The organism is Parabacteroides sp. Marseille-P3160 (assembly GCF_900162725.1).
Classification (GTDB): domain Bacteria; phylum Bacteroidota; class Bacteroidia; order Bacteroidales; family Tannerellaceae; genus Marseille-P3160.
On the sequence record NZ_LT799418.1, the window covers coordinates 3,657,798 to 3,681,701 of the forward strand.

Consider the following 23,904-nt stretch of genomic DNA (forward strand, 5'->3'; position numbering starts at 1 on the left):
ATTCAGAGGGTTGGACAAACGTTATTAATTCTCTTTTTTTCCTCTACGGGATAGTTCATCCCGGTAGATTTTGGCAAATTCGTATATTTCATCGGAGATAGATCGCTTCAGGCGTTCTTTCAGCTCTTCATCCGAAAGGCGCGCCAACCATCGCATCACCTTTTCCGTATCGTTTAAATCTTCCTTCGCCAATTCCTTAACGGCGACTTCCTCCTCCTTATCGCTGCTTGCAGAAGATTCTTCCACCTCTATGACAATGCCGCAATGGATCATGATTTCTTCTGTCGCGTAAATCGCACATTTCATACGCAGAGCGATAGCGATGGCGTCCGAGGTACGGGAATCGATCCGGACTTCCCGTTCGCCGTTCGTAAACAAGAGTTCGGAATAAAAGATGCCTTCCTCGAAACGATAGATAAAGACCTCCAGCAGGCGTACTTCGTAAGCGTGTACAAACGAAACGAACAAATCATGCGTCAATGGGCGGGGAGGCTTAATGCCTTCCAGCGCAATGGCAATCGATTGGGCCTCGGCGGTTCCGACAATCACCGGTATGCGCCGGACTCCGTCTTCTTCCGCCAAGATTAAAGCGTAAGCCCCCGACTGTATCTGACTATTGGTTAATCCTTGAACTCTTAACTTGATCCTTGTATCCACTATTCTATTTTTCCTTTTTATCTGATAAACAAATATACTGTTTTTCCGGAGACTATTAGCCGTTCTTTATGGAAAGAAAAACAATTTCTCTTCGATCCGCTTATTTTTGTTTTCCCTGCAAAAATCGTTCGAGTTCCCTGACGGAGACGTCTTTCAACAGGAACTTTTTTTGCCGGTCCAGTAAATAAAGGGAAGGGATATGCTTCACGTCGTAACGATCATCCATGACCACCGAAAGGTTCACATCGCAGGCGTTGATCCATGCCGGTAGCAAATGGGTCGGCCGGGCTTTCCAGGCAGCCGTATCCGAATCCGGATAGAGCCCCAGGACGGTAAGTGTCTTCAATCCGACCATCCGGCTTATGACCGGCGAAGCAGCCAGGGAATCAGAGAGATGACGGCAGATATCACAATCCGTATTATTCAGGTAAATAAGAGTATAATCAGCCGATATACCCCAAAGCGTCCCCTCTTTCCCGGAGGCAAGAAGATAAGTAAAATCAGGCAATGGCGCTTCCTTTTCCGTCCGGGCGGAAAGGGAAATGCAATCCAGTGTTATCAAAATAAGCAGCAATAACCAAACCTGTCTGAAATTCTTAAAAATCATTTGCATAGCTTTCATGGGAGCAAAGATAATTTTTTTTCATTGTATGGCATACGGAAAGCGAAACGAAGTCTACCCTTAGGAATCGAAAATTATCATTACATTTGTTTTGGAAATGATAATAAAAAATGATTGATCAACCTACGATAGATCGGATATTGGACACCGCAAACATTGTCGATGTGGTATCCGAATTTGTGACCCTGAAGCGACGCGGGGTGAACTATGTAGGGCTTTGTCCTTTTCATGAAGATAAGTCCCCTTCCTTCTACGTCTCTCCGGCCAAGAATATTTGCAAATGCTTCGCCTGCGGGGAAGGAGGTACGGCGGTTCACTTCATCATGAAGCACGAGCAAATGAGTTATTACGATGCCCTGCGTTACCTGGCAAAGAAATATAACATCGAGATACAGGAACACGAATTGACGGAAGAGCAGAAACAGGTACGCAACGACCGAGAGAGCATGCTTATCGTTAACACTTGGGCGCAAGAATACTTCACCTCCCTTCTCCACGAGAGCGAAGAGGGGAGGATCGTGGGGCTCCGTTACTTTGCCGAGCGGGGATTCCGTGACGACACGATCCGCAAATTCCAACTGGGGTACAGCCTCGACAAATGGGATGATCTCTATCAGACAGCCGTCAAAAACGGCTACAAGCAGGAATACCTGGAGAAGACCGGACTGGTCATCGCGCACGAAAATGGAAAAGTCAGCGACCGTTTCCGGGGACGGGTCATTTTTCCGGTACACACGCTCAGCGGAAAAGTAATCGCTTTCGGAGGGCGCGTCCTGAAAAAAGATGATAAGACAGCAAAATATGTCAATTCTCCCGAAAGCGAGCTTTACCATAAAAGTAACGAGCTTTATGGCATCTTTTTTGCCAAGCAATCCATCGTCAAATCCGACAAATGCTTTCTGGTAGAAGGATATACGGATGTCATATCCATGCACCAGGCAGGCATCGAAAACGTCGTCGCCTCTTCCGGCACGGCGCTGACGCATGGGCAGATCCGGCTAATTCACCGGTTCACGAACAATATCACCGTCCTTTACGACGGGGATGCCGCCGGGATCAAGGCGGCCCTTCGCGGAATCGATCTCTTGCTGAAGGAAGGAATGAATATTAAAGTGGTGCTGCTGCCGGATGGCGAAGATCCCGACTCCTTCGCCCGTACGCATAGTTCCAGCCAATACCTGGACTTTATCAGCAAGAATGAAACGGACTTTATCCGCTTCAAGACCAAACTGTTGTTGAACGAGGCGGGCAATGACCCTATCAAACGAGCGACGCTCATCAGCGACATTGTCCGCTCGGTAGCCATTATACCGGATGACATCGCACGCACGGTTTACATTCGCGAATGCAGCGCCTTGCTGGAAATACGGGAAGAAGTTCTCCTCAACGAAGTCAATAAAATACGACTGAAAGAAAAAGAAGAGCAATGGACGGAGAAAAAAAGGAATGACGCCCGACCGCCGCAAGGATCTCCTGCAGATGAGTTTGCCGCTCCAACGGAAGAGGAAGCAACCGCCCAACCATCATCACCCGGTGGAGAGGCGGCGGCTGCAAGCCTGTCGCCCGAAACAGTCGTTCCGGTGGCAAGCAGCCTACCCCTAAAGTTCAAGCCTTACGAAGACACCTTGCTACGCTATGTGGTCCGCTATGGGGAAAGGATTCTCTTCGATTACGTAGACGAGGAAAGCGGACAACCGGTACGCATGAGGGTAGCCGAATATATCCGGTTCGACCTGCAACGCGACGACATCGAGATATTCAACCCAGTCTACAGGCAAATGCTGGACGAGGCCGTGGAGCATGGTAAAAAGGAGGGATTCGTTGCCTCTCGCTATTTCCTGGCGCATACGGATCCGCAAATCAGCCGGATTGCCGCCAATATGCTCGGCGAAAAATATCATTTGAGTAAGTACCATACCCGCTATCAAGAGCTGGAACAAGAAGAGGATAAACTCGAACATATGGTAGTGGCCGATATCTACGCACTGAAGTTTTCCTATATCATGTACCAGCGGCAGGAAGTGAGCCAGCAGATCAAGGAAGCAAGCGAGGCCAACGACTTGGTCCGGGCATTTGAATTAATGAAGCAACAACAGCATTTTGATAAAATAAAAAGCATTCTCAGCAAAGAACTGGGCGAGCGAATCATTTTAAAACGATAATAAAGAGAGATACATGATATTCCTAAAAGCAGAAAACGTGGTCAAGCAATACGCCAGCCACCTCGCATTGAATGACGTCAGCATCAGCGTTCCCGAAGCAAAGGTGTTCGGCCTTTTAGGTCCCAACGGAGCCGGAAAGACCACCCTGATCCGTATTATTAACCGGATCACGGCGCCCGACAGCGGGCAGGTTTTCTTCAATGGACGCCTGTCGCAACCCGATGATATTTACCGGATCGGCTACCTGCCGGAAGAACGCGGCCTGTATAAGAAAATGAAGGTAGGTGAACAGGCTATTTATCTTGCCCAGCTCAAAGGACTCGGCTATCAGGAAGCCAAGACGAGGTTGACCCGCTGGTTCGACAAATTCGACATCATGCCCTGGTGGAACAAGAAGCTGGAAGAGCTATCCAAAGGAATGCAGCAAAAAGTACAATTTGTCATTACCGTCATTCATGAGCCGGCTTTGCTTATCTTCGACGAGCCGTTCAGCGGCTTCGATCCCGTCAATGCCGACCTGCTGAAGCGTGAGATTCTGGAATTAAAGGATAAGGGACATACCGTCATCTTCTCCACGCATAATATGGCATCGGTCGAGGAGATATGTGACGAGATTGCACTTATCAACCGTTCGCGGGTGGTACTCTCCGGCGATGTCAACGAGATACGGAACAGCTTTAAGAGCAACACCTTTTCCCTTTCCATTGCCGGCACATCCTTTGTCCCGGCACCGGGATTGGTTGAAATTGTCGAGGAAAAGGCCGTTGGCCAACATGTCGAAGTACTCATCCATAAAACGCACGACATTACCAACAACGAGTTGCTCGCTGCCCTGATGCAAAATAATGAGATTTTGTCTTTTACCGAAGAGTTGCCTTCGATGAACGATATTTTTATCCATACGGTTTCCCAAACAAACAACGCATAACCCCCATGAGCAAAATAGGACTAGTTATTAAACGCGAATACTTGCGCCGTGTCAGCAAGAAATCATTTATCTTACTCACTTTCCTGACTCCCATCCTAATGGTGGCGCTGATTTTCGTTCCTCTCTGGCTGGCGACCCTCAAAGGAGACGAAGTCAAGCAAGTTGTTATCTCCGATACAACCGGTAAATACGCCCAGCTCTTCGAAAACACGGAACAGTATCATTTCATCCACAGCGACAAGTCGCTAGAGGAATACCGGAATAGTAAAAACAAGGAACTATTCGCCATTCTCAACATTACGGATGATTTATTGAAGAATCCAAAGGCCGCTGCCATCTATTCCGAAAAACAAATACCCTCGGAACTGAGCGACCTGGTAAACAAGGTGCTTGGCAAACAACTCGAAGTGGAAAAGATGGCTACTTTCAACATTCCCAACCTGGCGGAGATCATCCGGGAGAGCCGGGTGGACTTCAATATCCAGACCATCAAATGGAGTAAAGACGGAAGCGAAACGATTTCCTCCGTCCAGATCGCTTATGCTATTGGATTTATCTTCACCATGTTGATATTCATGTTCATCATGATGTACGGCGCAATGGTGATGAACGGCGTGATGGAAGAGAAGACTAACCGAATTGTGGAAGTAATGGTTTCTTCGATCAAGCCATTCGATCTGATGATGGGAAAAGTGATCGGGATCGGCCTCGTAGGGCTTACCCAACTTTTTCTTTGGGGAATCCTGACCGCTGTCCTGTTCTTCGCCGGACAATTTCTTTTGGGAGGAGGACTTCAGGCGGCCCTCCAGGAAAGCCAGAATATGCAGGCAAATATGGGAACTTCCGCAACAGTGGAAATAGACAGTGCAAAGCAACTCTTTTCCGCTTTGGAATCATTCAATTTCAAGGAGATACTTCTATTCTTCATTATCTTTTTCATCGGCGGTTATCTGCTGTATGCTTCCATTTTTGCAGCCATCGGTTCGGCCGTTGACAGCGAAGAAGACACGCAGCAATTCATGGCCCCTATCAGTATCCTGCTCGTCTTTGCCCTTTATGCCGGCATTTACAGCATGGAAAACCCGGACGGCCCTTTGGCATTCTGGTGTTCACTAATCCCGTTCACATCCCCGATTGTAATGATGATGCGCCTTCCTTATGATATTCCTCTATGGCAGATACTCTTGTCGGTAACCTTGCTTTACGCCACCTCTATCGGATTCGTCCGTTTTTCGGGTAAAATCTATCGCGTAGGTATATTGATGTATGGAAAGAAACCGAATTTCAAGGAGATGTTGAAATGGCTGAAGTATAAATAAAGGAACTATTGATTTTTTTCTTTTCCCTGGTTGCGGCTGTGAAAAAAGGAAAGTCCTTTTAAACGAAGGCCATGATCTGCAAAATATACTCCGCTCAGGATAAAGAGGGAACCCAGAAGGGCAAATAAGGTCACCGGTTCATCAAGAAAATAAGCGGAAGCGAAGAGAGTTACCAATGGAACCAGATACAAATAGTTGGTCGCTTGGATTGCGCCCAGTTCCTTTAAGGCCATATTCCAGAAGAAATAGCAAGCCATAGAAGCGACCAGACTAAGGAACAGCAAATTACCTAAAACCACCGGTTGAAGAATCGTTTCCATCTCCGTATGTATGGGCCTGAACAGGAAAACGGGCAAGATTGTCAAAACTCCATAAAAGAAGATCTTTCTCGTAATAAACGTCATGTTATACCGCGCATTCAAACGGAGGATTATCAAGCTGTAGAACGCCCAAAGCAATGCGGCCGAAAAGGTTAGTAAGTCGCCCTTCGGATTCAGGTTCAGGATAAAACGACCATTGAAAACGACGAAAGCGACCCCCAATAAGGCTACGATAGAGCCTCCGATCAGGGAGGCTTTCAATCTCAGATTCTTGTTGAACAAGCGTGCGACCAAAGCCGTCAGGATAGGAGCCGTTGTAAGGATCAAAGCGACATTCGATGTCAGGGTCAACTGCAGAGCTGTATTTTCGGATAGAAAATAAAGAGAGCCACCGGTCACTCCGGCGGCCAACATAAGGAACTCATCTTTCACAGTTTTCGCAAAGAGGCGGCGGGGAGCAAAGAAGCAGAAACAGAGATAAGCAAGTAAAAAACGATAAAAGAAAATCTCGGCAGGAAACAGCCCGTAACCCAACAACACCTTCGTAGAGATAAAAGTAACACCCCATATCCCAGCGGTCCCGAATGCCATCAAGTGATAAATAAGCAAATTTGTATTTCTCTGCATCAGCGATTGTCTGTGTTTTTATTCCTTTCGCAAGACACAACCGGGTTGGTCAGGGGAAGGTTTCTTTCCGTCCTTATCCAAAAGAAAAAGCGTATTCTCACCGACAAAGAACTGGTTTTGCCCATTGTTTCCTTGTAGGGTAACCGTATTTCCTTCTTTATTCCAACTATAACTACCCAAGGTACGCAAGATATTTCCTTCCGGATCGACAACCATCTTCGCGTATGTCTTTTCTTTCAATTCAATTGTCACACTATAGCCGGAATCGTTTCCAAAGGTAAGTATTCCCTTGTAAATACCCAGATAATCCAATGAATTCCTGGCATTATGCACGTCCGATACTTCCGTTTGCTCTACTTCATCCGTCGGCTTCTCCGATTTATATCCACAACCTGACAAGATCAGGAGGGCAGAAGCAGGCATAATTATCCAATACTTCTTTCTCATATTTTTCTCATTTTTGTTTTTCTATTTAGCTTTACGATGTCTTGAAAAACAAAATCCCTTATCCTTGCGGATAAGGGAACTTGTTTCTTCTCTTTCGGGTTGCATCCTCAATGCTCCTTGAGAGTTAACCTAAATACGTTTTCAAGAGCTTGCTGCGTGTACCTTGCCGAAGTCTCCGAATGGCTTTCTCCTTGATCTGGCGAACGCGCTCCCTTGTGAGCCCGAACTTATCGCCAATCTCTTCCAGTGTCATTTCCTGGCATCCGATTCCGAAGAACATTTTAATAATATCACGCTCCCTGTCAGTCAACGTAGCAAGCGCCCTGTCAATTTCCTTTGCCAATGATTCGTTCATCAGCACTCCGTCGGCGATAGGGGCATCGTCATTGACCAGCACATCCAAAAGGCTATTGTCTTCTCCTTCCACGAACGGAGCATCCACGGAGATATGTCTTCCCGATACCTTCAAGGTATCCGAAATCTTATCCACCGGAATATCCAGTTCTTCCGCCAATTCTTCGGGAGAGGGCTTACGTTCGTTTTCCTGTTCGAATTTGGAAAAGGCTTTACTGATTTTGTTTAACGAACCGACCTGGTTCAATGGAAGCCTTACGATACGTGATTGCTCTGCCAAAGCTTGCAGAATGGACTGACGAATCCACCATACAGCGTATGAGATAAACTTGAAGCCTCTTGTTTCGTCGAATTTCTCCGCCGCTTTTATCAAACCTAAATTTCCCTCATTGATGAGGTCGGGCAAACTCAGGCCCTGGTTCTGATATTGTTTTGCAACAGAAACGACAAAACGCAAATTCGCCCGAGTTAATTTCTCCAACGCTTTACGATCCCCTTTTTTGATAGCCTGTGCCAATTCTACTTCCTCTTCCACCGTGATAAGATCCTCCCGGCCTATTTCCTGAAGGTATTTATCGAGTGAAGCGCTTTCGCGATTGGTAATGGACTTTGTAATTTTTAATTGTCTCATCCAATATATACTAATTGAAAAAACATACGGGCTGCAAAGATAATATTTTAAATTGAAAAAATTGGTCGAGCAACCCGACTACCCGACCAATTACAAACCTTTAACAATCTATTTGCCTATAATGTTCATTGAGCGGCCAGGTCAATTGCATAATACCGCGTCCTTCCGTTCGGGTAGAAGCCTTTGATAAACAAGCCTTGCTCAGGATTTGCACCTTTTAATATGCCGTCTACAATACGGAACAGGTCATCCGGAGAAACGATCTTCTGGTTATTTACAATCATAATAATAAATCCTTTCTTGATTCCGGCATCCTGGAATTTACCACTCGTTACGCCGGTCACTTCCACTCCGTAACTGGTACCATACTCCTGTTTCTGCTTATCGCTCAATTTATTCAATGCCACGCCCAAAACTTCGGAACTATCGCCGCCTTTCACGACTTCCGTTCCTCCCTGGGCATTCCGCAATTCTACCGTAAAAGTCTTTATATCACCATAACGATCTACTTTGATCCGTACTTTATCGCCCGGACGATATTTATTTATTTGTTCCTGAAGAGCACTCGTAGATCTTACATTGATATCGTTAACTGCCACAATGACATCACCAATCTGTATTCCGGCTTCTTTTGCCGAACTACGCGGAGAAAATTCTGCGACATAAGCGCCTTCCAAAGCCTTTATCTTCTGATCCTTCTGACTGGCTATTCCTGCATCCTGAATCTGGACGCCCAGCATTGCCCGCTGTACAGAACCGTATTGCTTCAAGTCACCGACTACTTTTCCGGCGATGCTGATCGGAACGGCAAATGAATATCCGGCATAATTTCCCGTCTCGGAATAAATCATCGTATTGATTCCGATTAATTCTCCTTTCGTATTTACAAGAGCGCCTCCGCTATTGCCCGGATTCACGGCTGCGTCGGTCTGGATAAACGATTCAATTTTGGAAACAGCCTGCTCCGAACTTCCGGACATAATGGAACGCCCCTTAGCACTTACAATCCCGGCGGTTACCGTAGATGTAAAATTAAACGGATTACCGACTGCCAACACCCATTCACCGACGCGGATCTTTTCCGAATCACCGAACGGAATAGTTTTTAAATCTTTGGCTTCAATCTTTATTAAAGCAATATCCGTATTGGGATCCGTTCCGATCACTTTCGCCTTGAATTTCCGGTTATCATTCAATGTCACTTCCAATTCATCAGCCCCCTCGATCACATGATTATTGGTGATAATATAACCATCCGTCGAGATAATCACTCCCGAACCAATGCCTACACGCGGTTGAGGCTGTGATGGATATCCCCTGTAACCGAAGAAAAATTCAAGCGGGTCGATGTAGCCTGCACTCCCTTTTGCTTCCGATACGGACTTAATATGGACTACTGCATGAATCGCCTGTTCGGCCGCATACGTAAAATCTGTATTCTCCGCTGCAACCGTATTATAGTTGGCCAGGCGGACCGGTTGCTTAAAGCCCCCTTCCTCCTCCAGCAAAGCCGATTGAGCCCCTCTGTTATTTAATACATACGCTGTGGTACCGACCGCAGCCACCGAACTAATGACAGCGACCAAAGCCACCGATAGTACATTCCTCCAAGTCTTTTTCATATTTTCATTATTTAATTAAACATTCTATTTTAACACTTAGATGTCGGCAAATTAATAACAAAATCCGGGCAATTATTCTCCGCACCACTCTCTTTTTAACACTTTTAACAACGCAGAGACTCACTTAACGGCGATTAACGGTACCATGCATTACAAAGTAGTTATTTTAACATAATCTACTGTCAATTCGTCAGTTTACTTTTTTATATAACCGATTGGGTGTCCGGTTGTTTTTAGTATCTGTCCAAAAAACGCTAACGGGAGCCGAAAAAAGAGAAATTCAAAATGATTGGAATCAATTTTTGCAAATGTGACCTTTTCAGGAAAGGTCAAAATATTCAGAACCAACCAGTATCATAAGTATTATGCCTTTGTCGTATGGTAACATAAAATCAAGGACTCTTATTCTTTTAATAATGCTATTAATTCCGATAAATAATGAGTATAAACTTCCCGGGGAGTGCATTGATGTTTCTTGCATAAATAAGCGGCCATACCTACTACTTCGCCCATCATACCAGTCGTTTTCATTACTCTAACTGTTCCTGATGCTATGTGGGTAGCACTGATGTTACGTCCGGCCATAAACAGGTTATCGATATCTTTTGAGTAAAAGCAACGATAAGGGATATGATATGGTTCAAAATTACGATCATGGTCAGCTATCCCTAAAAATTCTGCTCCAGGATAGTATTTACTGTTTTCAGGATCAGGATAATGTAAGTCTATGCCCCATGTGGTAGTTACACATGCATCGGGATATTCGATACGGTTATTTATATCCAACTCTGAGAGCATGATATCTCCTTCTAATCTTCGTGATTCCCTTTTTCCGGCAATAAAGGCCATCCATTTCAATTTCCAATTAGCATATTCTTCCTTTTTCTTGTTTTTCAGGTAAGACCAATGTCCATAAACAACTCTGAAATTATAATCCCGTACTTTTTCCGCATCTTCCACTTTATCTTTATAAAAACCAGATTCCCAAAACCATGCGCTTGAAGTATTTGACAGATAATATTTATCTGTAAAAGTTACAGCCCATGGACACAAAGGGAAATCAGAAACTTCTTTTTCAAAGGTAGCATACCAATGATTAGTAGTTCCCAATGTTAAACTATCAGCAATTTCCGGTGCTTTCGGCTCCCTGGTTTCTGTGAAACTTTCTCTTCCTGTTCTATGACTGGCTCCGGCGGCAACACCTAATGAAGCATCCCCTGTACAGTCTGCAAAAAGTGGGGCATTAAACCGGTATTCCTTTCCGCTTTCTATTTCTCTAGCCAATATGGCTGTTATCTTATTATCTTGCTTCTCCACACCATATACATGCATTGACAAGAATAAGGATATATTTTTTTCATTGTTTACAATTGACTGTTTCCTTTTATCACCATATTGTTCAACCGAACCTATCTCATGTACAATCCCGGTATTCAGCTCCCTTACTATTCTTCCCAACTTAGGGTACAGATTACGATATATATCCCCTGACATAGGTATTCGTATTTCCGAACTATTATTACCACCCAATATGGGACGATTTTGGATCAGTGCTACTTTTAACCCTAAACGGGCAGCCTGAATAGAAGCACATATCCCGGCCACACCTCCTCCTGCCACCACCAAGTCATAATCGCCGGCAGGTAAAGGCCGGGCAGGCATTTGAAGCATTTTTCGCCTAAAAGCGGTTAATTCTTTTATTCCGTTTGGGGGGGCATCATCTTCCCTTTTGGAAAAATATAGGGCATCCACGCGGCCTTCAAAACCGGAAAGGTCCTTAAGCGTAAGCACCACCCTTTCACTCTTAATATCTATTTTTCCTCCATATTGCCAGTGCCATAATGAATTTCCATCTTGTCCGAAAACAACCGGCAACTCTTCATTATTTACGGTGAGTTGAAACGAACCGGGCCCAACTGGAAAGGGGGCCCAGTCTTTCGTACGGATCCATACATAGTGTGCTCCTTTATCTTTGAACAAAACAGTCGTTGTCGCAGGATCTACCGGCTCACCTAATCCGTGAGCTAATAAATAAGGGGAACCCATCTGATCCATAAATTGCGGATCTATTATCCAACCTCCTTTGTCGTCAAACTGTTCTGCTTCTACCCAGACTTGTGCGCAAAGAACCGAGTTTGAGACCAAACAATAATATAACAATACGACAAATAATATTTTTTTTATCATTGAGCAATTTATTTGTTGAAGGTGTGTCAAAAGGGCCGTAAGGGAATTCCCCTATGGTTTTTTGACACCCCTTCATGTAATTTCTATAATTAATAATTAGGATTCTGAATCAATGCCGGATTTGTTTCCGTTTCGATTCGCGGAATAGGTAATACATAGTCTCTATCCTTATTAAATGCGCGCAACTCGATAACACGCATTTCATTTTTATTGGGAACCATACTATAGTTCGGTGTACCGTTTTCATCTATTTGAGGTGCTGCATTTGCATATCCTCTCGGAGGACGGCCATACAAGGAACCTGCCATAACTTTTTCCGCTATGCTCCATCTTCTGATATCCGACCAACGCAATCCTTCCCAGGCAAATTCACATTTCCGTTCTTTTCGGATAACAGAACGTAATTCGGATTGTGTCTTATTAGAAACGGGCGGCATATTTACACTCTTCCTCTGACGCACCTGATTAATAGCTTCATAGACTGAATTATCAATCTCTCCTAACTCTGTTTTGGCTTCTGCATACATAAGCAAAATATCCGCATATCGAAGAATAATAAATGAGGTCTCACTGCTATACAGTTCATTCGGCGTAGATATCTCATCATATTTACGCCATACATATCCCGAGAATGAAGCATACGGATTCAAAGCATCCTGATTGGCTACCCGTGTAGCAGGGGTCGTTTTGTAATTCCAGCATTCCACACTATCTTTATGTGTTTCGAATTGAAAGCCCATATATTCGGAACCCGGAACCACAATCGTATATCCCATACGGGGATCACGATTCTCAAATGGTTTTTGAGGATTATATAAAGCTGATTTATCAATGGGTAAACCATCGATACAGTCATATGAATCTACCGTTGCCTGCACAGGTATTTTACTGCTATACCCGCCCCCCATACGGGATGTACATCCATTCACAACACCCGGCGTACGATATCCTTCCTTATAATTGATAAAGAACATCATTTCCTTGCTGTTGGCTTGCGTAGCCGATTTAAATAAATCTTCAAAACTATCATCAATTCGGTATTCTCCCATATCGATAACTTCTTTTGCAGCATTAGCTGCCACATCATACATTTTATTATACAGAGCAGCCCGTGCCTTTAACCCTAAAGCAACTCCTTTGCTCACACGCCCCCATTCACTGCTACTTATACTAACAGGCAAAGCAGAAGCAGCCTCATCAAACTCCTTAATCAAATAATCAACAATCTCTTTTTTGGGAGTTTTAGGTATCTGCGATTCACTTAATGAAAGCGTTTTTGTCAGCAATGGGACATCTCCCCACACTTCCGTAAGCATCAGATAATGATAGGCCCTTAACAATCTGGCTTCACTTTTAATCCTTTCGTAAACAGTTGGGTTCGTGTTCTCTTTTGCACGTTCAATATTATCTAACAAGTAATTACAACGGCCTATCGCTATGTAATGATTCTTCCACAATTCTACCACCCATGCATTATTCACATCATGAGAACCGTTTCCGATAGATTGCATAGAGACCTCAGCCCTCTCCCAGGCAATATCAGTAGTAATGTCTAACAAAGCCGGCATTGCCATACTGTAATTTGTACCTAACCATAAAGCTCCGTAACATCCCCATATTGCCATTTGCAGTTCGTTTTCATTGCTTGGATAAGTTGAAGAAGAAGGTTTATCCAAAGGGAACATCTCTAATGAATCATCACAAGAAAACAATAACATTCCTGCCATGATCAATATTGAATATAAAGAATTTTTCATAATATACATATATTTAGAATTTAACATCTAATCCAACCGTAAACACCTTTACCTGGGGATAATAAGCACCGTCTCCCACCCCTGCTTCTACATCGAATCCATCCCAAAAGTCATCTATGGAAAGCAGGTTTTGTCCACTTACATAGCATCGTACATTAGATAAATTAACCTTGCTTGTTATTGTTTTCGGAAGGGTATAACCCAAAGTCACATTTTTCAACCTCAAATAAGCTGCGTTTGCTACCCAAAAGCTTGAATTCTGCTCATTATTCGTCTCATTAAATGCAAAACGAGGGAATCGTGCATTCTGATTTTCAGGAGTCCAACGATCTTTATGCATTTCCAAGGCTGAGGCTCCCCAATAGAAAGGCATTGTGGCTTGTTTATTCAGGAAACCGTCCACTTTACCAACTCCCTGCCAGAACATACTGAAATCAAAGCCTTTCCAACCGGCATCCAGATTTAAACTATAGGTGTAACGCGGAACTGTATTTCCAATAATTACTTCGTCTTTATCATTGATAATACCATCCTTATTCTGATCCTTGTATTTAATATCACCGGGAGCGAATGCGCCGAATTGAGTCGCATATTTATAGCTTCCGTCAGCATTATAATCATCTTCTTTAATAAAGCCGATAGCTTCCAACCCGTAAATAGAATTAACCGGATAACCTTCCCTGTTAACAGTAAGTCCGGTCATGCTAATGCCCCTCAAATCTTTCACTTCATTCTTCACATCCGAAAGCATAAAAGTTGCCCCATACGTGAAATCGTTTATACGGTCATTCCATCTTAACTCCAAATCCCATCCTTTGTTGGAAACTTTCGCGGCATTCTGATAAGTAGGATTAAGACCCTGGGTCAACGGGACATTCAATTTCCAAAGAATATCTGTAGTTTTTTTATCGTAGTAATCAAATGAAGCCGATAATTTGGAAAAGAATTGTAAGTCTAATCCGAAATCCAGCATTTCTGTCTTTTCCCAAGATATGGCGGCATTCGCCATATCATTGATGGCTCCGCTTGTAACAGGTTGTCCGCCTATAATATAAGAACTGTATGCAACGACGGATGCAAATGCATAGTTTCCTATATTTTGATTACCCAGTTGCCCCCAGGAAACCCGGAACTTAGCATTATTGACTATACCTTTTAAAGGTTGCCAAAAACTTTCTTCCGATATCCTCCATCCACTGGAAAAAGAGGGAAAGACACCCCATTTATGACCCCTGTCGAACCGGGAAGAGCCATCGTAACGCACATTGGCTTCAAATAAATATTTGCCCATATAATCATAATTGACTCGTCCGAAAACAGAAGCTAATGCATACTCGGATCCTGAACCCGAAGCCCTCTGGTTATCACTTCCTCCCGCGTCCAATTTCGGATATTGTGGAAATATATATGTATCCCTGGATGCATCTATATAATCTTCCAATCCACTTTCCCATTGGAATCCGGCTAATAATTTAATATTATGTTTTGTAGCAAATGTCCTGTCGAAATTAAGCAATGCTTTAAAGTCGTGTGACAATTCCCATGCCCGATGTTCATAAAGAGCCGTTTTTCCCGGTTTCGTATAAGCCAGCGTCCCATCCGGATAAAAAGTTTCTACACTTTTATTAAATGTCGATGAAAAATTATTGTTATACGTAGGACTGTAACTAACATTAGCCTGCAGATAATCGGTCAACTTATAATTTAGTGACGCACTCATTGTAACAGAAGGACTTTTTGTTTTTACGAAGCCTCCATCTTTAGCAAAAGCCAAGACGTTATCGCCATCCCAGCCAACTGCATATTTCCCATTGGATAGTACATCCGGATAGATAGAAGGCGTACGGTTTATCCAGTAAACCACATCATTAACTCCCCTGCCGGGAGTTTTATGATTGTCATACTTTACATACATATCCAATTTAGCGGAAAGACGATCTGTGAATTGCATGTCAGAGTTCAGACGCGTAGTGATCCTGTCATAATTGGTATTGGGAATAAGGCCTTGTTGCTCATAATAACCGATAGCTGCTAATAAGCGCATTTTATCCGAGCCTCCGTTCAGAGTAAAGAAATGATTTTGCTGAAAGGCATAATTTTCATAAACAGCTTTTTGCCAATCCACATTTGGATAATGATCCGGGTCTGTGGGGCCTTTATCCCTGTATTCCTGGATATACTCTTGTGAATACAAAGGGGTTCTTCCTACATTGGTATATGCCTCGTTCAGCATGATCATATGATCAATAGCACCTACTTTGTCGGGCAAGTCCGTAGGAGTCTGCCAGCCGGCATATCCGTTATACGAGATGGAGAATTCTTTTCCCTTTGCCCTTTTTGTTGTCACCAATATCACGCCGTTTGCCGCACGGGAACCGTAAATTGAAGAAGAAGCCGCATCCTTTAAAACAGAGACAGATTCTATAGTATTCGGATCCACACTGTTTAGATCCATAGCTACTCCGTCGACCAGTATCAATGGGTCAGAGTTATTCAAGGTACCCACACCTCTGATCTGTATTTGCCCTCCGTCATTACCCGGTTGTCCGGATCTTTGCGTGATAGTTACTCCGGGCGCTATTCCCTGTAGAGCCATCGAGGTTTGTCCGACCGGTCGTTTCACCAGTTCTTTCCCTGTAATAGCAGAGATAGAACCTGTCAGATTTTCTTTCTTTTGAATGCCATAACCAACTATAACTACCTCTTCCAGGTTTTGAGAGTCTTCCTGCAAAGTGATTGTAAATTTTGTCTGGTTCCTTATATTGATCTCCTGTGAGATGTATCCGATATAAGAAACTTGTATAACAGCATTCTCCGTAACCGATAAATTGAAGTTACCGTTTATATCGGTTATAACACCATTAGTGGTTCCTTTTTCTACAATATTTGCCCCTATAACCGGCTCTCCATAAGGGTCGGTTACTATACCGGTGATTCTTTTTCCAGCTTGTTGCAAAGTGGCATTTGTGTCGCTTTTCCTGGATAACAAAATATAGTTATTTTGAAATTCATAACCTATATCGGTATTATTAAAGGCAGCGTCAAGGTAAGATCCGACTTCGTCCGTCTTATTTTTCACCTGAATAATCCGTTCTACATCTACATCCCGGTTTCTAAACAAAACCAAATAATCAGTTTGTTTTTCTATAGCAGAAATAAGTTGGCTGATAGTTAGGTTATTCGTTTCGATTTTTATCCGTATATTCTGTGCATCCGTATTTGTGGCGATTAATTGGAAAACACATACGAAAAGTAAAAAAAGTGATATTCTCATAATTCTAAAATAGTCTTTAATTCGTGACTTTTTAATAATAAAGAACGGTAACAAAGGATTAATTTTCATATCTTTGTCTGTATTAAGTAAATACTAAAGTTAATATCTCGGTGTTTGCTTGATTTGCCACGACAGATGGCTCCAACATCTGCCGTGGCGCTTTTTTAATAAGTTTATTTCATAGGCTATCAGATTTTAAATTAGACATATAAAGGTTATTTGCTCAGTGTTATTTTGTTGTTCTCTTCATCCTTTATCGCCCTGAAAGCGTGGATTCGTTGCATCAAACGAAGTATCTCGTCAATGCCATCCCGTTGTCTGAATTTTCCGGTGTATTCCCATTCAAGTATGGAAGGGTCTTTTACCTCAATACCAATATCATAATATAATTCCAACCTCTTAAGGATATTACTTAACGGCTCATTATAAAAGCTGTATATACCCTCTTTCCATAAAAAGTAATCTGCATGTGGAATAGTTTCAACAGATATATTTTTCTCATTAACGGCTACTTGCTCATTCGGTCTTAAAATGATTCCTTTGGATTCCATCCCGGAAAAATAAACTTGCAGACTTCCTTCAATAAGACTAATACGGCTAACTTTCTCTTCCGGATAACTATACACATTGAATGTTGTTCCCAGCACCTTCATATTTATCCCTTTAGAAGAAACAATAAAAGGTTTTTCCGCATCTTTTGCAACTTCAAAATAGGCTTCCCCTTCAACTTCTACCCGTCTTTCGTCACCGGTAAATGCCGTAGGGTAAGTTAATTTGGTTTGTGCATTTAACCAGACAACCGTTCCGTCCTGCAAAGTCATACTTACGCGTTGGCCTGCCGGTACATAAAGCGATACATCCGACGAAGCGGTCCTTATAAGTGAGTAGTTATATATATGATATAGATGTACTGAAATAATAATAAAGGCAATAGCTGCAGCATATCCGATAGTCTGCCGTACAATCCGGCGTAAATTTTGCGTCTTTATCCGGCGCATAAAAAAACCATAACCCCGTTTGCTGTCTTCTTCATTTATAACAGTATCGGATAAAGAAAGCAGGGCATGCGCATTTTGGTACCTGGTGAATTCAGCTTGTAAATTTTTATCTGATTCTATCTTTTTAAGTAATTCGAATCGCTCATTAATAGAGAGTTCACCCTGGAAATATTTTTCTATTTGTTCGTTCATAATATTTTGTCTTATATATAAGACACCTAAACGAAAAAAATCCGTTAATAAAAATCATTTAATAAGTAGAAAAAATTAAAGATTTAAGAGAAAAAGCAGCAATGGTAAATAGTCTTTCAGCTCTGTCCGTAACTTTTTATAAGCAATCTTCATTTGGCTTTCTATGGTGTTGGTTGAGATATTTAATTCAGCAGCAATTTCTTTTTGTTTTTTTCCTTCGATCTTACTCATTATAAAGATCTGGCGACATCTATCCGGAAGAGAGTCAAGAGCCCGGACCAATATTTCCCGTGTCTCTTGTTCAGAAAATAAATCCTGATCCAAAGCTTCCAGTGAATTTAAACTGGCTTGCATTGTCAATCTATGCGTTTGTTGTATTTGGTCGGCAGTTTCTTTCTTTATAATCTGATGACGCAGATAGTTCAGACATTTATTCTTAACTGATGTAAAAAGATAAGCAATCAGATTTACTGGCATCGAAAGCACTTCCTTTTTCTCCCAAAGATCAGCGAAAACATCCTGTACAATATTCTCGGCATCTTCTTCCGATAATACATACACTTTTGCAAAATATTTCATCTTTGAAAAATAGGCAAGGTAAATACTTTCAAAGTCATTATAATTCCGTTGCTTCTCCAAAATTATTTATTTCTTAAAACATACTATTAATACATCCTATACAGAAACTCACCGTAGATTACTAAAATTAAACGAATTTATTTTGTTGACAATGAACAACTTTTTCATTTTAATATATTAAGATACTAAGGGTTCCAATAAAATAAATTTTCTCTTAAAAAGACACTATCAAAGGTATCTCATTTTCTTTATATAGCCAAATAGACACTAAGGTTTAAGGGCAAATACATTTAAAAATTACATCGTCAGGTAACAAAATTCCCGTTGTGCCCCGTTGTGGCGTAGTTCCCCGTTTTTCCGATTTGGAAGTAATTGCCTTGAGCCTGACAGCAGAATCCTTGAGTATTGATAGTGAGCACCTTTTATTTGCCAAATTGGAATCGGATTACAAGGATGATTTTTCTAACCTGATCTCAAGGCGTCAATATAATGACCGGAGGAAATACTTGTTCGGCTTGACCGATCGTATCCGTAAAAGTATGGTTGAGTGGCTCAATTTTTTTTATTTATTCAACCATTCCACTTATTTTTAATGCCACTGATTGCTCTCTCCTTCGGCGTGTTACCACCCAGTATAATTTGTTTATGCAGATCTCCGATTCTGGGATTGAGAGTGGGGTTCCCTATGGAAAGCACTTTGTTTTCTTTATCCAACAGGAAGCACTGAAACTCCATTTCGTGCGGAAAGTGATTTAACTGATCGATCTTATTTTCCGTGTCTATGAAGACCGAATATCGGAAGTCATCCCGTTTTAGTAAAGAGAGCAGTTCTTTTCTGTCTTTGGGATGGAGATAAAAGAAAAACCAGTTTTTCCTACCCATTCTTTCACAATGTGTTCACTTCTTGTCCTTTTCTCGTCTTTGCAGGAAAGGCAGATAAAGCCTAACAGGGCGAATAGTATTAACTTCTTCATAATATAAACGATTAGTATCGGTAAATAAACAAAAAGAAATGAAGATAAATAACAGGAAAAACGGTCTCAATTCTGACGCAATTCTGACGCAATTTCATGGGGCGCTTGGTTCTATTTTTCCATTTGCGTTAAAAAAAAATAATTCTTACTTGGAAATGGCATCATTCCTGCCTGACAGATGTATCTTTGGGTATTTCCAATTATATTTTTGACAACTGTCAAAAATAAGTTTAACAGCTGTCAAAAAATAGTTCAACAACTGTCAAAAATATATTCAATAATTGTCGAAAATATAATTTGATTGCAACCTTGGAGACTTTGCCAGGTAACAACCGGAGTATTGTTGCCTGGCAAAGTAAAAGAGGATTCCCGTTTGTTGCGTACTTTATTTTATTATATTGTAATACAGTATTTTAATTATGACAGCACAGTTTGAAGTTTATAAAAGTCCGAATCCGAAGAAGGAGGATTCAACGGTTTGGTACCACGCCCGTTTAGTATCGAGCGGTACGATACGGATCAATGATCTGGTGCGTGAAATCAATGAGAACACCTCTTTTAGTCCGGCCGATGTGCGTGGTTTGCTCCAAGCATTTTTTGATACACTTACTTATCACTTAAGGGCGGGGGAGAGCGTGGAGCTCGAAGGGCTCGGCTATTTCTCGGTCTCGGTAGAAAGCCCTCAGGTGGAAGATCCGAAAGAGATCCGTACAGGGAATGTGCATTTCAAGGCTGTGAATTACCGTTGTTCGGTTGCGTTGAAAGAAAAACTCAAGACCATGCGGATAGGGCATTCCCCTAAAGAGGAAACGCCGGTCTATTCTGCGGAAAAGCGTCAGGAACGTATCCTGAACTACCTTCGGAAAAAAGGCATTGTGGGGAGCAGCGAATGTATGGATCTCAACGGATGTACCCGATATCAGGCGCTTCAGGATCTGAAGAGTCTGATCAATGAACAGAAAATTACCCGGATCGGACGCCGCAAAGCTTCTTATTATACGTTGGTTCAATAAAAATGTACTCTTTTGGAAGAATCTCTTTTTCTACAAAGTATTTGTTAGTAAAGAAAAGGAATCCGCCGATTTCTTTACAACTCCATGATTATTCCTATCTTTGCTCCTATTGCAGCAGACCGGTCTGTCGCCGATCCTTCGGGATGGGAGGAAAGTCCGGGCAACACAGAGCGCCATACTTCTTAACGGGAAGCTATCCGCGAGGGTGGAGTAACGTAACAGAAAATGACCGCCGTTCCGACGGTAAGGGTGAAAAGGCGAGGTAAGAGCTCACCGGGTTTCGCAGCAATGCGAGACGCCGTACGTCTTATGGGTTGTAAGGTCATGTATACCGGCGTAAGTAGGATGGCTCGTCCGATGCCGGGGGGTAGACCGCTGGAGTGTACCGGCGACGGTATGCTTAGATAAATGACAGACATTCCTTTCCTCGGGAAGGAGTACAGAACCCGGCTTACAGGTCTGCTGCTTTTTTTATTTAACAATATATGTATGGAAACCGGAACAAAAAAAACGATCGGAGAACAGATAAATGACTTTCTGACAAAAACCATTCGTTTTGTCACCTACGATATTTGGCGGATCACCGACAAGGAGGTCGTCGGCTTCCGGCAAATCTATATCAACACGATCAAAACCATTATTCTTGCCATACGCGGATTTCAGGATGAAGGACTACAGACAAGAGCCTCGGCACTGACTTACAGCACGCTGCTTTCCATTGTGCCCTTGTTGGCCGTATTGGTCGGTATCGCAACCGGCTTCGGGATGCAAGAGACCGTACAAAAGCAATTGTTCGAGTATTTCCCTGGGCAGACTGTCGCCCTCACCAAGGCCTTCGAATTTGTGCAAAGTTATCTTGCCCAGGCACAAGGCGGAGTAATCATCGGCGTCGGCTTTATCTTTCTATTCTATACGGTGGTCAATTTGATCTCGTCGATCGAAGATACGTTTAATCAGATCTGGCAAATACAAAAATCCCGCCCCTGGTACCGGAAAATAACGGATTACCTGGCGCTGTTCCTTATCCTGCCGATATTGATGACCATATCCAGCGGTATTTCGATCTTCATGTCTACGCTGCGGAATTCTTTCCTCAGCAATTACATCCTTTTTACGCCGTTCGTAGACACCCTGCTCAACATCGCCCCCTTCGTCATCATTATACTTGTTTTCACCTTTTTGTATATTTTCCTGCCCAATACGAAAGTCCGCTTTCTAAACGGGTTGATCGCCGGGGTGATCACCGGATTTGCATTCCAGCTTTTCCAATACCTATACATTAGCGGACAGATCTGGGTTAGTAAATACAATGCCATCTACGGTAGTTTTGCAGCCCTTCCCCTCCTCCTGCTCTGGCTGCAACTCTCCTGGTTGCTTTGCCTCTTCGGGGCGGAGATCGCCTACGCCTCCCAGAATGTAAAGAAGTTCAGCTTCGAAAGGGATAGCAAGAACATCAGCAGGCGCTATAAGGATTACCTGACTCTACTGATCGCTTCGCTTATTGTCAAACGCTTCGAAAAGGGGGAAGAACCTTATACTGCCGACGAATTATCCGACCTGTACCAGATTCCGATCCGGCTGACGACCGATATCCTCTATCTTCTGAAAGACCTCGGAATCATTACGGAAACCCTTGGGCAGGACGATCCCCGCATCATCCATTACCAGCCGGCAATCGACATCAACCGGATCACCGTAGGGTTCCTCCTGCAACGGATCGACGAGGCCGGCTCAGAAAATTTCAAAATTAACACAGACGGACTTTTCAAGAACCAATGGAAAGCCTTATTGAAAACGAGGAAAGACATGATCGAGAATAATAGCGGGACACTCTTGAAAGATCTCTGAGAAGCAAACAAGTGGAACAAGAAGATTTAAACATAACGCCTAAAGTTTTCCGCGGAGACCTGACCACCGGGCCTGCCGGGAAAGTCATTCTTTCTTTCGCCTTTCCCCTTTTGATCGGTAACGTGTTGCAACAGCTCTACACGATCATCGACAGCGTGATTGTCGGCCAATTCCTGGGGAAAGAGGCGCTGGCCGCCGTATCGGCTTCTTTCTATATTTACTATTTCATCATTTCAATGGTTATCGGCGTGGGCAGCGGCATTACGGTGGTCGTTTCCCAATACTTCGGCGCCAAACAGTATGACAAGGTGCAACGGGCGTTTTCCTCTTTCTTTATCTTTATGCTGATCGCCGGCCTCATCTTATCCTTTCTCGGGATTCTGTTTGCAGAACCAATATTCAAGCTGACGAACACTCCGGAGGATGTAATCCCCCTGGCCGTCTCCTATTTCCGCATTTATATTGCGGGCACGTTTCTTTTCGTTACTTTCAACAGCATACTCTCGATCCTGCGAGGCATCGGCGACTCCGTCCGCCCCATGCTGTTCGTCCTGATAACGGCGGTTTTGAATGTGTTGCTGGACTTGCTTTTCATCATTCATTTCGGATGGGGGATAGAGGGGGTGGCCTGGGCAACTATTATTGCACAGGGAATCGGAATGGGGATTGCACTCCGATTTGTCAACAATGGCCATCCACTGCTCTCCCTTAAAAGGAAAGATATGGGATTTGACCGCCCGCTTTTCATGGACGGCCTGAAGATCGGGCTTCCGACCAGTATCCAGCAGTGCGCCATCGCCCTGGGATTGGTAGCCTTGCTAGGCATCGTCAACCAATTCGGCACCGACACGCTGACCGCTTACGGGGCGGCGGGAAAAATAGATACAATCATCACCCAGGCCATATTAACCCTCTCCAGTGCCTTAGCTGCCTTTTGCGGACAAAACATCGGAGCCGGACGGTTTGATCGTGTGCGGACGGGCGTTCATTTTTCCATGCGGGTAACTATTTTTTTCGGCCTCGGTATTTTTGTAATTATCTGCTTCTTCGGGGAATACCTAATGTATCCGTTTACCTCCGATGCACAGGTAATTGCCATTGGGAAAGAGTATCTATTGATTATCGGCGGATTCTTCGTCGTCCATGGAGCGCTCAATGTTTTCAACGGCGCCTTGCGCGGCGCAGGCGACACGCTTTTCATTATGATCACCAGCCTGACTTGCCTCTGGTTGATCCGCATTCCCTTGGCTTATTACCTGAGCTCGATTTGGGGACGCCCCGGCATCTGGTGGGCAATCGGCATCAGCATCACGATCGGACTGATCGCCACCTATATCTATTATAAATCGGGAAGGTGGAAAAAACGATGCGTCGTCAACCCATCCTGAAGGCC

The 23,904-nt window shown here is 43.3% G+C and carries 18 protein-coding genes, 1 other RNA gene and 1 pseudogene; 8 read left to right on the forward strand and 12 right to left on the reverse strand.

Translation table 11 applies throughout. From position 1 onward, the window contains the following. Positions 1-24: 24 nt before the first annotated feature. The gene (locus tag BQ8014_RS14770) at positions 25-657 is read right to left on the reverse strand and encodes a bifunctional nuclease family protein (RefSeq protein ID WP_080905016.1); all 633 of its coding nucleotides are present in this window, start codon (positions 655-657) and stop codon (positions 25-27) included. 100 nt (positions 658-757) lie between these two features. Next, positions 758-1,264 carry a TlpA family protein disulfide reductase gene (locus tag BQ8014_RS14775; protein ID WP_139785136.1) on the reverse strand — a complete coding sequence of 169 codons (507 nt, stop codon included), beginning with the start codon at positions 1,262-1,264 and terminating at the stop codon, positions 758-760. Positions 1,265-1,389: 125 nt separating this feature from the next. Here BQ8014_RS14775 and dnaG point away from each other — a divergent pair, with 125 nt between their 5' ends. Genes dnaG through BQ8014_RS14790 form a run of 3 tightly spaced genes read left to right on the forward strand, consistent with a single transcriptional unit; the run spans position 1,390 to position 5,688 of the window. Next, complete coding sequence (dnaG, locus tag BQ8014_RS14780) at positions 1,390-3,441, forward strand: DNA primase (protein WP_080905018.1); 2,052 nt, start codon at positions 1,390-1,392, stop codon at positions 3,439-3,441. 13 nt (positions 3,442-3,454) lie between these two features. Beyond that, complete coding sequence (locus BQ8014_RS14785; RefSeq protein ID WP_080905019.1) at positions 3,455-4,369, forward strand: ABC transporter ATP-binding protein; 915 nt, start codon at positions 3,455-3,457, stop codon at positions 4,367-4,369. Positions 4,370-4,374: 5 nt separating this feature from the next. Further along, the gene (locus BQ8014_RS14790) at positions 4,375-5,688 is read left to right on the forward strand and encodes an ABC transporter permease (RefSeq protein ID WP_080905020.1); all 1,314 of its coding nucleotides are present in this window, start codon (positions 4,375-4,377) and stop codon (positions 5,686-5,688) included. 5 nt (positions 5,689-5,693) lie between these two features. Here BQ8014_RS14790 and BQ8014_RS14795 read toward each other — a convergent pair whose 3' ends face one another. The 9 genes from BQ8014_RS14795 to BQ8014_RS14835 form a co-directional block, all read right to left on the reverse strand. Then, complete coding sequence (locus BQ8014_RS14795; RefSeq protein WP_200814469.1) at positions 5,694-6,599, reverse strand: DMT family transporter; 906 nt, start codon at positions 6,597-6,599, stop codon at positions 5,694-5,696. Positions 6,600-6,653: 54 nt separating this feature from the next. Further along, entirely contained in the window at positions 6,654-7,082 is a 429-nt protein-coding gene (locus BQ8014_RS14800; RefSeq protein WP_080905022.1) for a copper resistance protein NlpE, read from the reverse strand. 124 nt (positions 7,083-7,206) lie between these two features. Continuing rightward, positions 7,207-8,067 (reverse strand): sigma-70 family RNA polymerase sigma factor, encoded by an 861-nt coding sequence (locus tag BQ8014_RS14805; RefSeq protein ID WP_080905023.1) that lies wholly within the window; start codon positions 8,065-8,067, stop codon positions 7,207-7,209. A 125-nt stretch (positions 8,068-8,192) separates the two neighbouring features. After that, on the reverse strand, positions 8,193-9,689 hold the full coding sequence (locus tag BQ8014_RS14810; RefSeq protein WP_080905024.1) for a Do family serine endopeptidase: 1,497 nt from the start codon (positions 9,687-9,689) through the stop codon (positions 8,193-8,195). 402 nt (positions 9,690-10,091) lie between these two features. Beyond that, a complete protein-coding gene (locus BQ8014_RS14815) occupies positions 10,092-11,876 on the reverse strand; it encodes an FAD-dependent oxidoreductase (protein WP_080905025.1) in 1,785 nt (594 codons plus the stop codon). A gap of 89 nt (positions 11,877-11,965) precedes the next feature. After that, entirely contained in the window at positions 11,966-13,633 is a 1,668-nt protein-coding gene (locus BQ8014_RS14820; RefSeq protein WP_160150097.1) for a RagB/SusD family nutrient uptake outer membrane protein, read from the reverse strand. A 13-nt stretch (positions 13,634-13,646) separates the two neighbouring features. After that, entirely contained in the window at positions 13,647-16,907 is a 3,261-nt protein-coding gene (locus tag BQ8014_RS14825; RefSeq protein WP_160150098.1) for a SusC/RagA family TonB-linked outer membrane protein, read from the reverse strand. 215 nt (positions 16,908-17,122) lie between these two features. Further along, positions 17,123-18,097 (reverse strand): FecR family protein, encoded by a 975-nt coding sequence (locus BQ8014_RS14830; protein WP_080905028.1) that lies wholly within the window; start codon positions 18,095-18,097, stop codon positions 17,123-17,125. Positions 18,098-18,172: 75 nt separating this feature from the next. Then, a complete protein-coding gene (locus tag BQ8014_RS14835) occupies positions 18,173-18,742 on the reverse strand; it encodes an RNA polymerase sigma-70 factor (RefSeq protein WP_080905029.1) in 570 nt (189 codons plus the stop codon). 230 nt (positions 18,743-18,972) lie between these two features. Between BQ8014_RS14835 and BQ8014_RS19785 the strand changes: the two are divergent. Next, positions 18,973-19,221: pseudogene (locus BQ8014_RS19785) on the forward strand (IS982 family transposase); the annotation flags it as partial. Between the two features lie 25 nt (positions 19,222-19,246). On the opposite strand, the gene BQ8014_RS19565 reads toward BQ8014_RS19785, so the two are convergent. Continuing rightward, positions 19,247-19,558 (reverse strand): hypothetical protein, encoded by a 312-nt coding sequence (locus tag BQ8014_RS19565; RefSeq protein ID WP_080905031.1) that lies wholly within the window; start codon positions 19,556-19,558, stop codon positions 19,247-19,249. A 511-nt stretch (positions 19,559-20,069) separates the two neighbouring features. Between BQ8014_RS19565 and BQ8014_RS14850 the strand changes: the two genes are divergently transcribed. The 4 genes from BQ8014_RS14850 to BQ8014_RS14865 all read left to right on the forward strand — a co-directional run bounded on the left by BQ8014_RS14850 (position 20,070) and on the right by BQ8014_RS14865 (position 23,899). Next, positions 20,070-20,663: an HU family DNA-binding protein gene (locus BQ8014_RS14850; RefSeq protein ID WP_080905032.1), complete on the forward strand. Its 594-nt coding sequence runs from the start codon at positions 20,070-20,072 to the stop codon at positions 20,661-20,663. A gap of 111 nt (positions 20,664-20,774) precedes the next feature. Next, an RNA gene (gene rnpB, locus BQ8014_RS14855) (RNase P RNA component class A) lies at positions 20,775-21,133 on the forward strand. Positions 21,134-21,152: 19 nt separating this feature from the next. Next, positions 21,153-22,511, forward strand: coding sequence for a YihY/virulence factor BrkB family protein (locus BQ8014_RS14860; protein WP_080905033.1), 1,359 nt, complete (start codon positions 21,153-21,155; stop codon positions 22,509-22,511). 11 nt (positions 22,512-22,522) lie between these two features. Next, entirely contained in the window at positions 22,523-23,899 is a 1,377-nt protein-coding gene (locus BQ8014_RS14865) for an MATE family efflux transporter (protein WP_369808807.1), read from the forward strand. Positions 23,900-23,904 lie beyond the last annotated feature (5 nt).

Coding starts and splice junctions, on each gene's coding strand:
- BQ8014_RS14775 (WP_139785136.1), bottom strand. CDS start 1,264: ATGATTTTTAAGAATTTCAGACAGGTTTGGTTATTGCTGCTTATTTTG.
- dnaG (WP_080905018.1), top strand. CDS start 1,390: ATGATTGATCAACCTACGATAGATCGGATATTGGACACCGCAAACATT.
- BQ8014_RS14785 (WP_080905019.1), top strand. CDS start 3,455: ATGATATTCCTAAAAGCAGAAAACGTGGTCAAGCAATACGCCAGCCAC.
- BQ8014_RS14790 (WP_080905020.1), top strand. CDS start 4,375: ATGAGCAAAATAGGACTAGTTATTAAACGCGAATACTTGCGCCGTGTC.
- BQ8014_RS14795 (WP_200814469.1), bottom strand. CDS start 6,599: ATGGCATTCGGGACCGCTGGGATATGGGGTGTTACTTTTATCTCTACG.
- BQ8014_RS14800 (WP_080905022.1), bottom strand. CDS start 7,082: ATGAGAAAGAAGTATTGGATAATTATGCCTGCTTCTGCCCTCCTGATC.
- BQ8014_RS14805 (WP_080905023.1), bottom strand. CDS start 8,067: ATGAGACAATTAAAAATTACAAAGTCCATTACCAATCGCGAAAGCGCT.
- BQ8014_RS14810 (WP_080905024.1), bottom strand. CDS start 9,689: ATGAAAAAGACTTGGAGGAATGTACTATCGGTGGCTTTGGTCGCTGTC.
- BQ8014_RS14815 (WP_080905025.1), bottom strand. CDS start 11,876: ATGATAAAAAAAATATTATTTGTCGTATTGTTATATTATTGTTTGGTC.
- BQ8014_RS14820 (WP_160150097.1), bottom strand. CDS start 13,633: ATGAAAAATTCTTTATATTCAATATTGATCATGGCAGGAATGTTATTG.
- BQ8014_RS14825 (WP_160150098.1), bottom strand. CDS start 16,907: ATGAGAATATCACTTTTTTTACTTTTCGTATGTGTTTTCCAATTAATC.
- BQ8014_RS14830 (WP_080905028.1), bottom strand. CDS start 18,097: ATGAACGAACAAATAGAAAAATATTTCCAGGGTGAACTCTCTATTAAT.
- BQ8014_RS19565 (WP_080905031.1), bottom strand. CDS start 19,558: ATGGGTAGGAAAAACTGGTTTTTCTTTTATCTCCATCCCAAAGACAGA.
- BQ8014_RS14850 (WP_080905032.1), top strand. CDS start 20,070: ATGACAGCACAGTTTGAAGTTTATAAAAGTCCGAATCCGAAGAAGGAG.
- BQ8014_RS14860 (WP_080905033.1), top strand. CDS start 21,153: ATGGAAACCGGAACAAAAAAAACGATCGGAGAACAGATAAATGACTTT.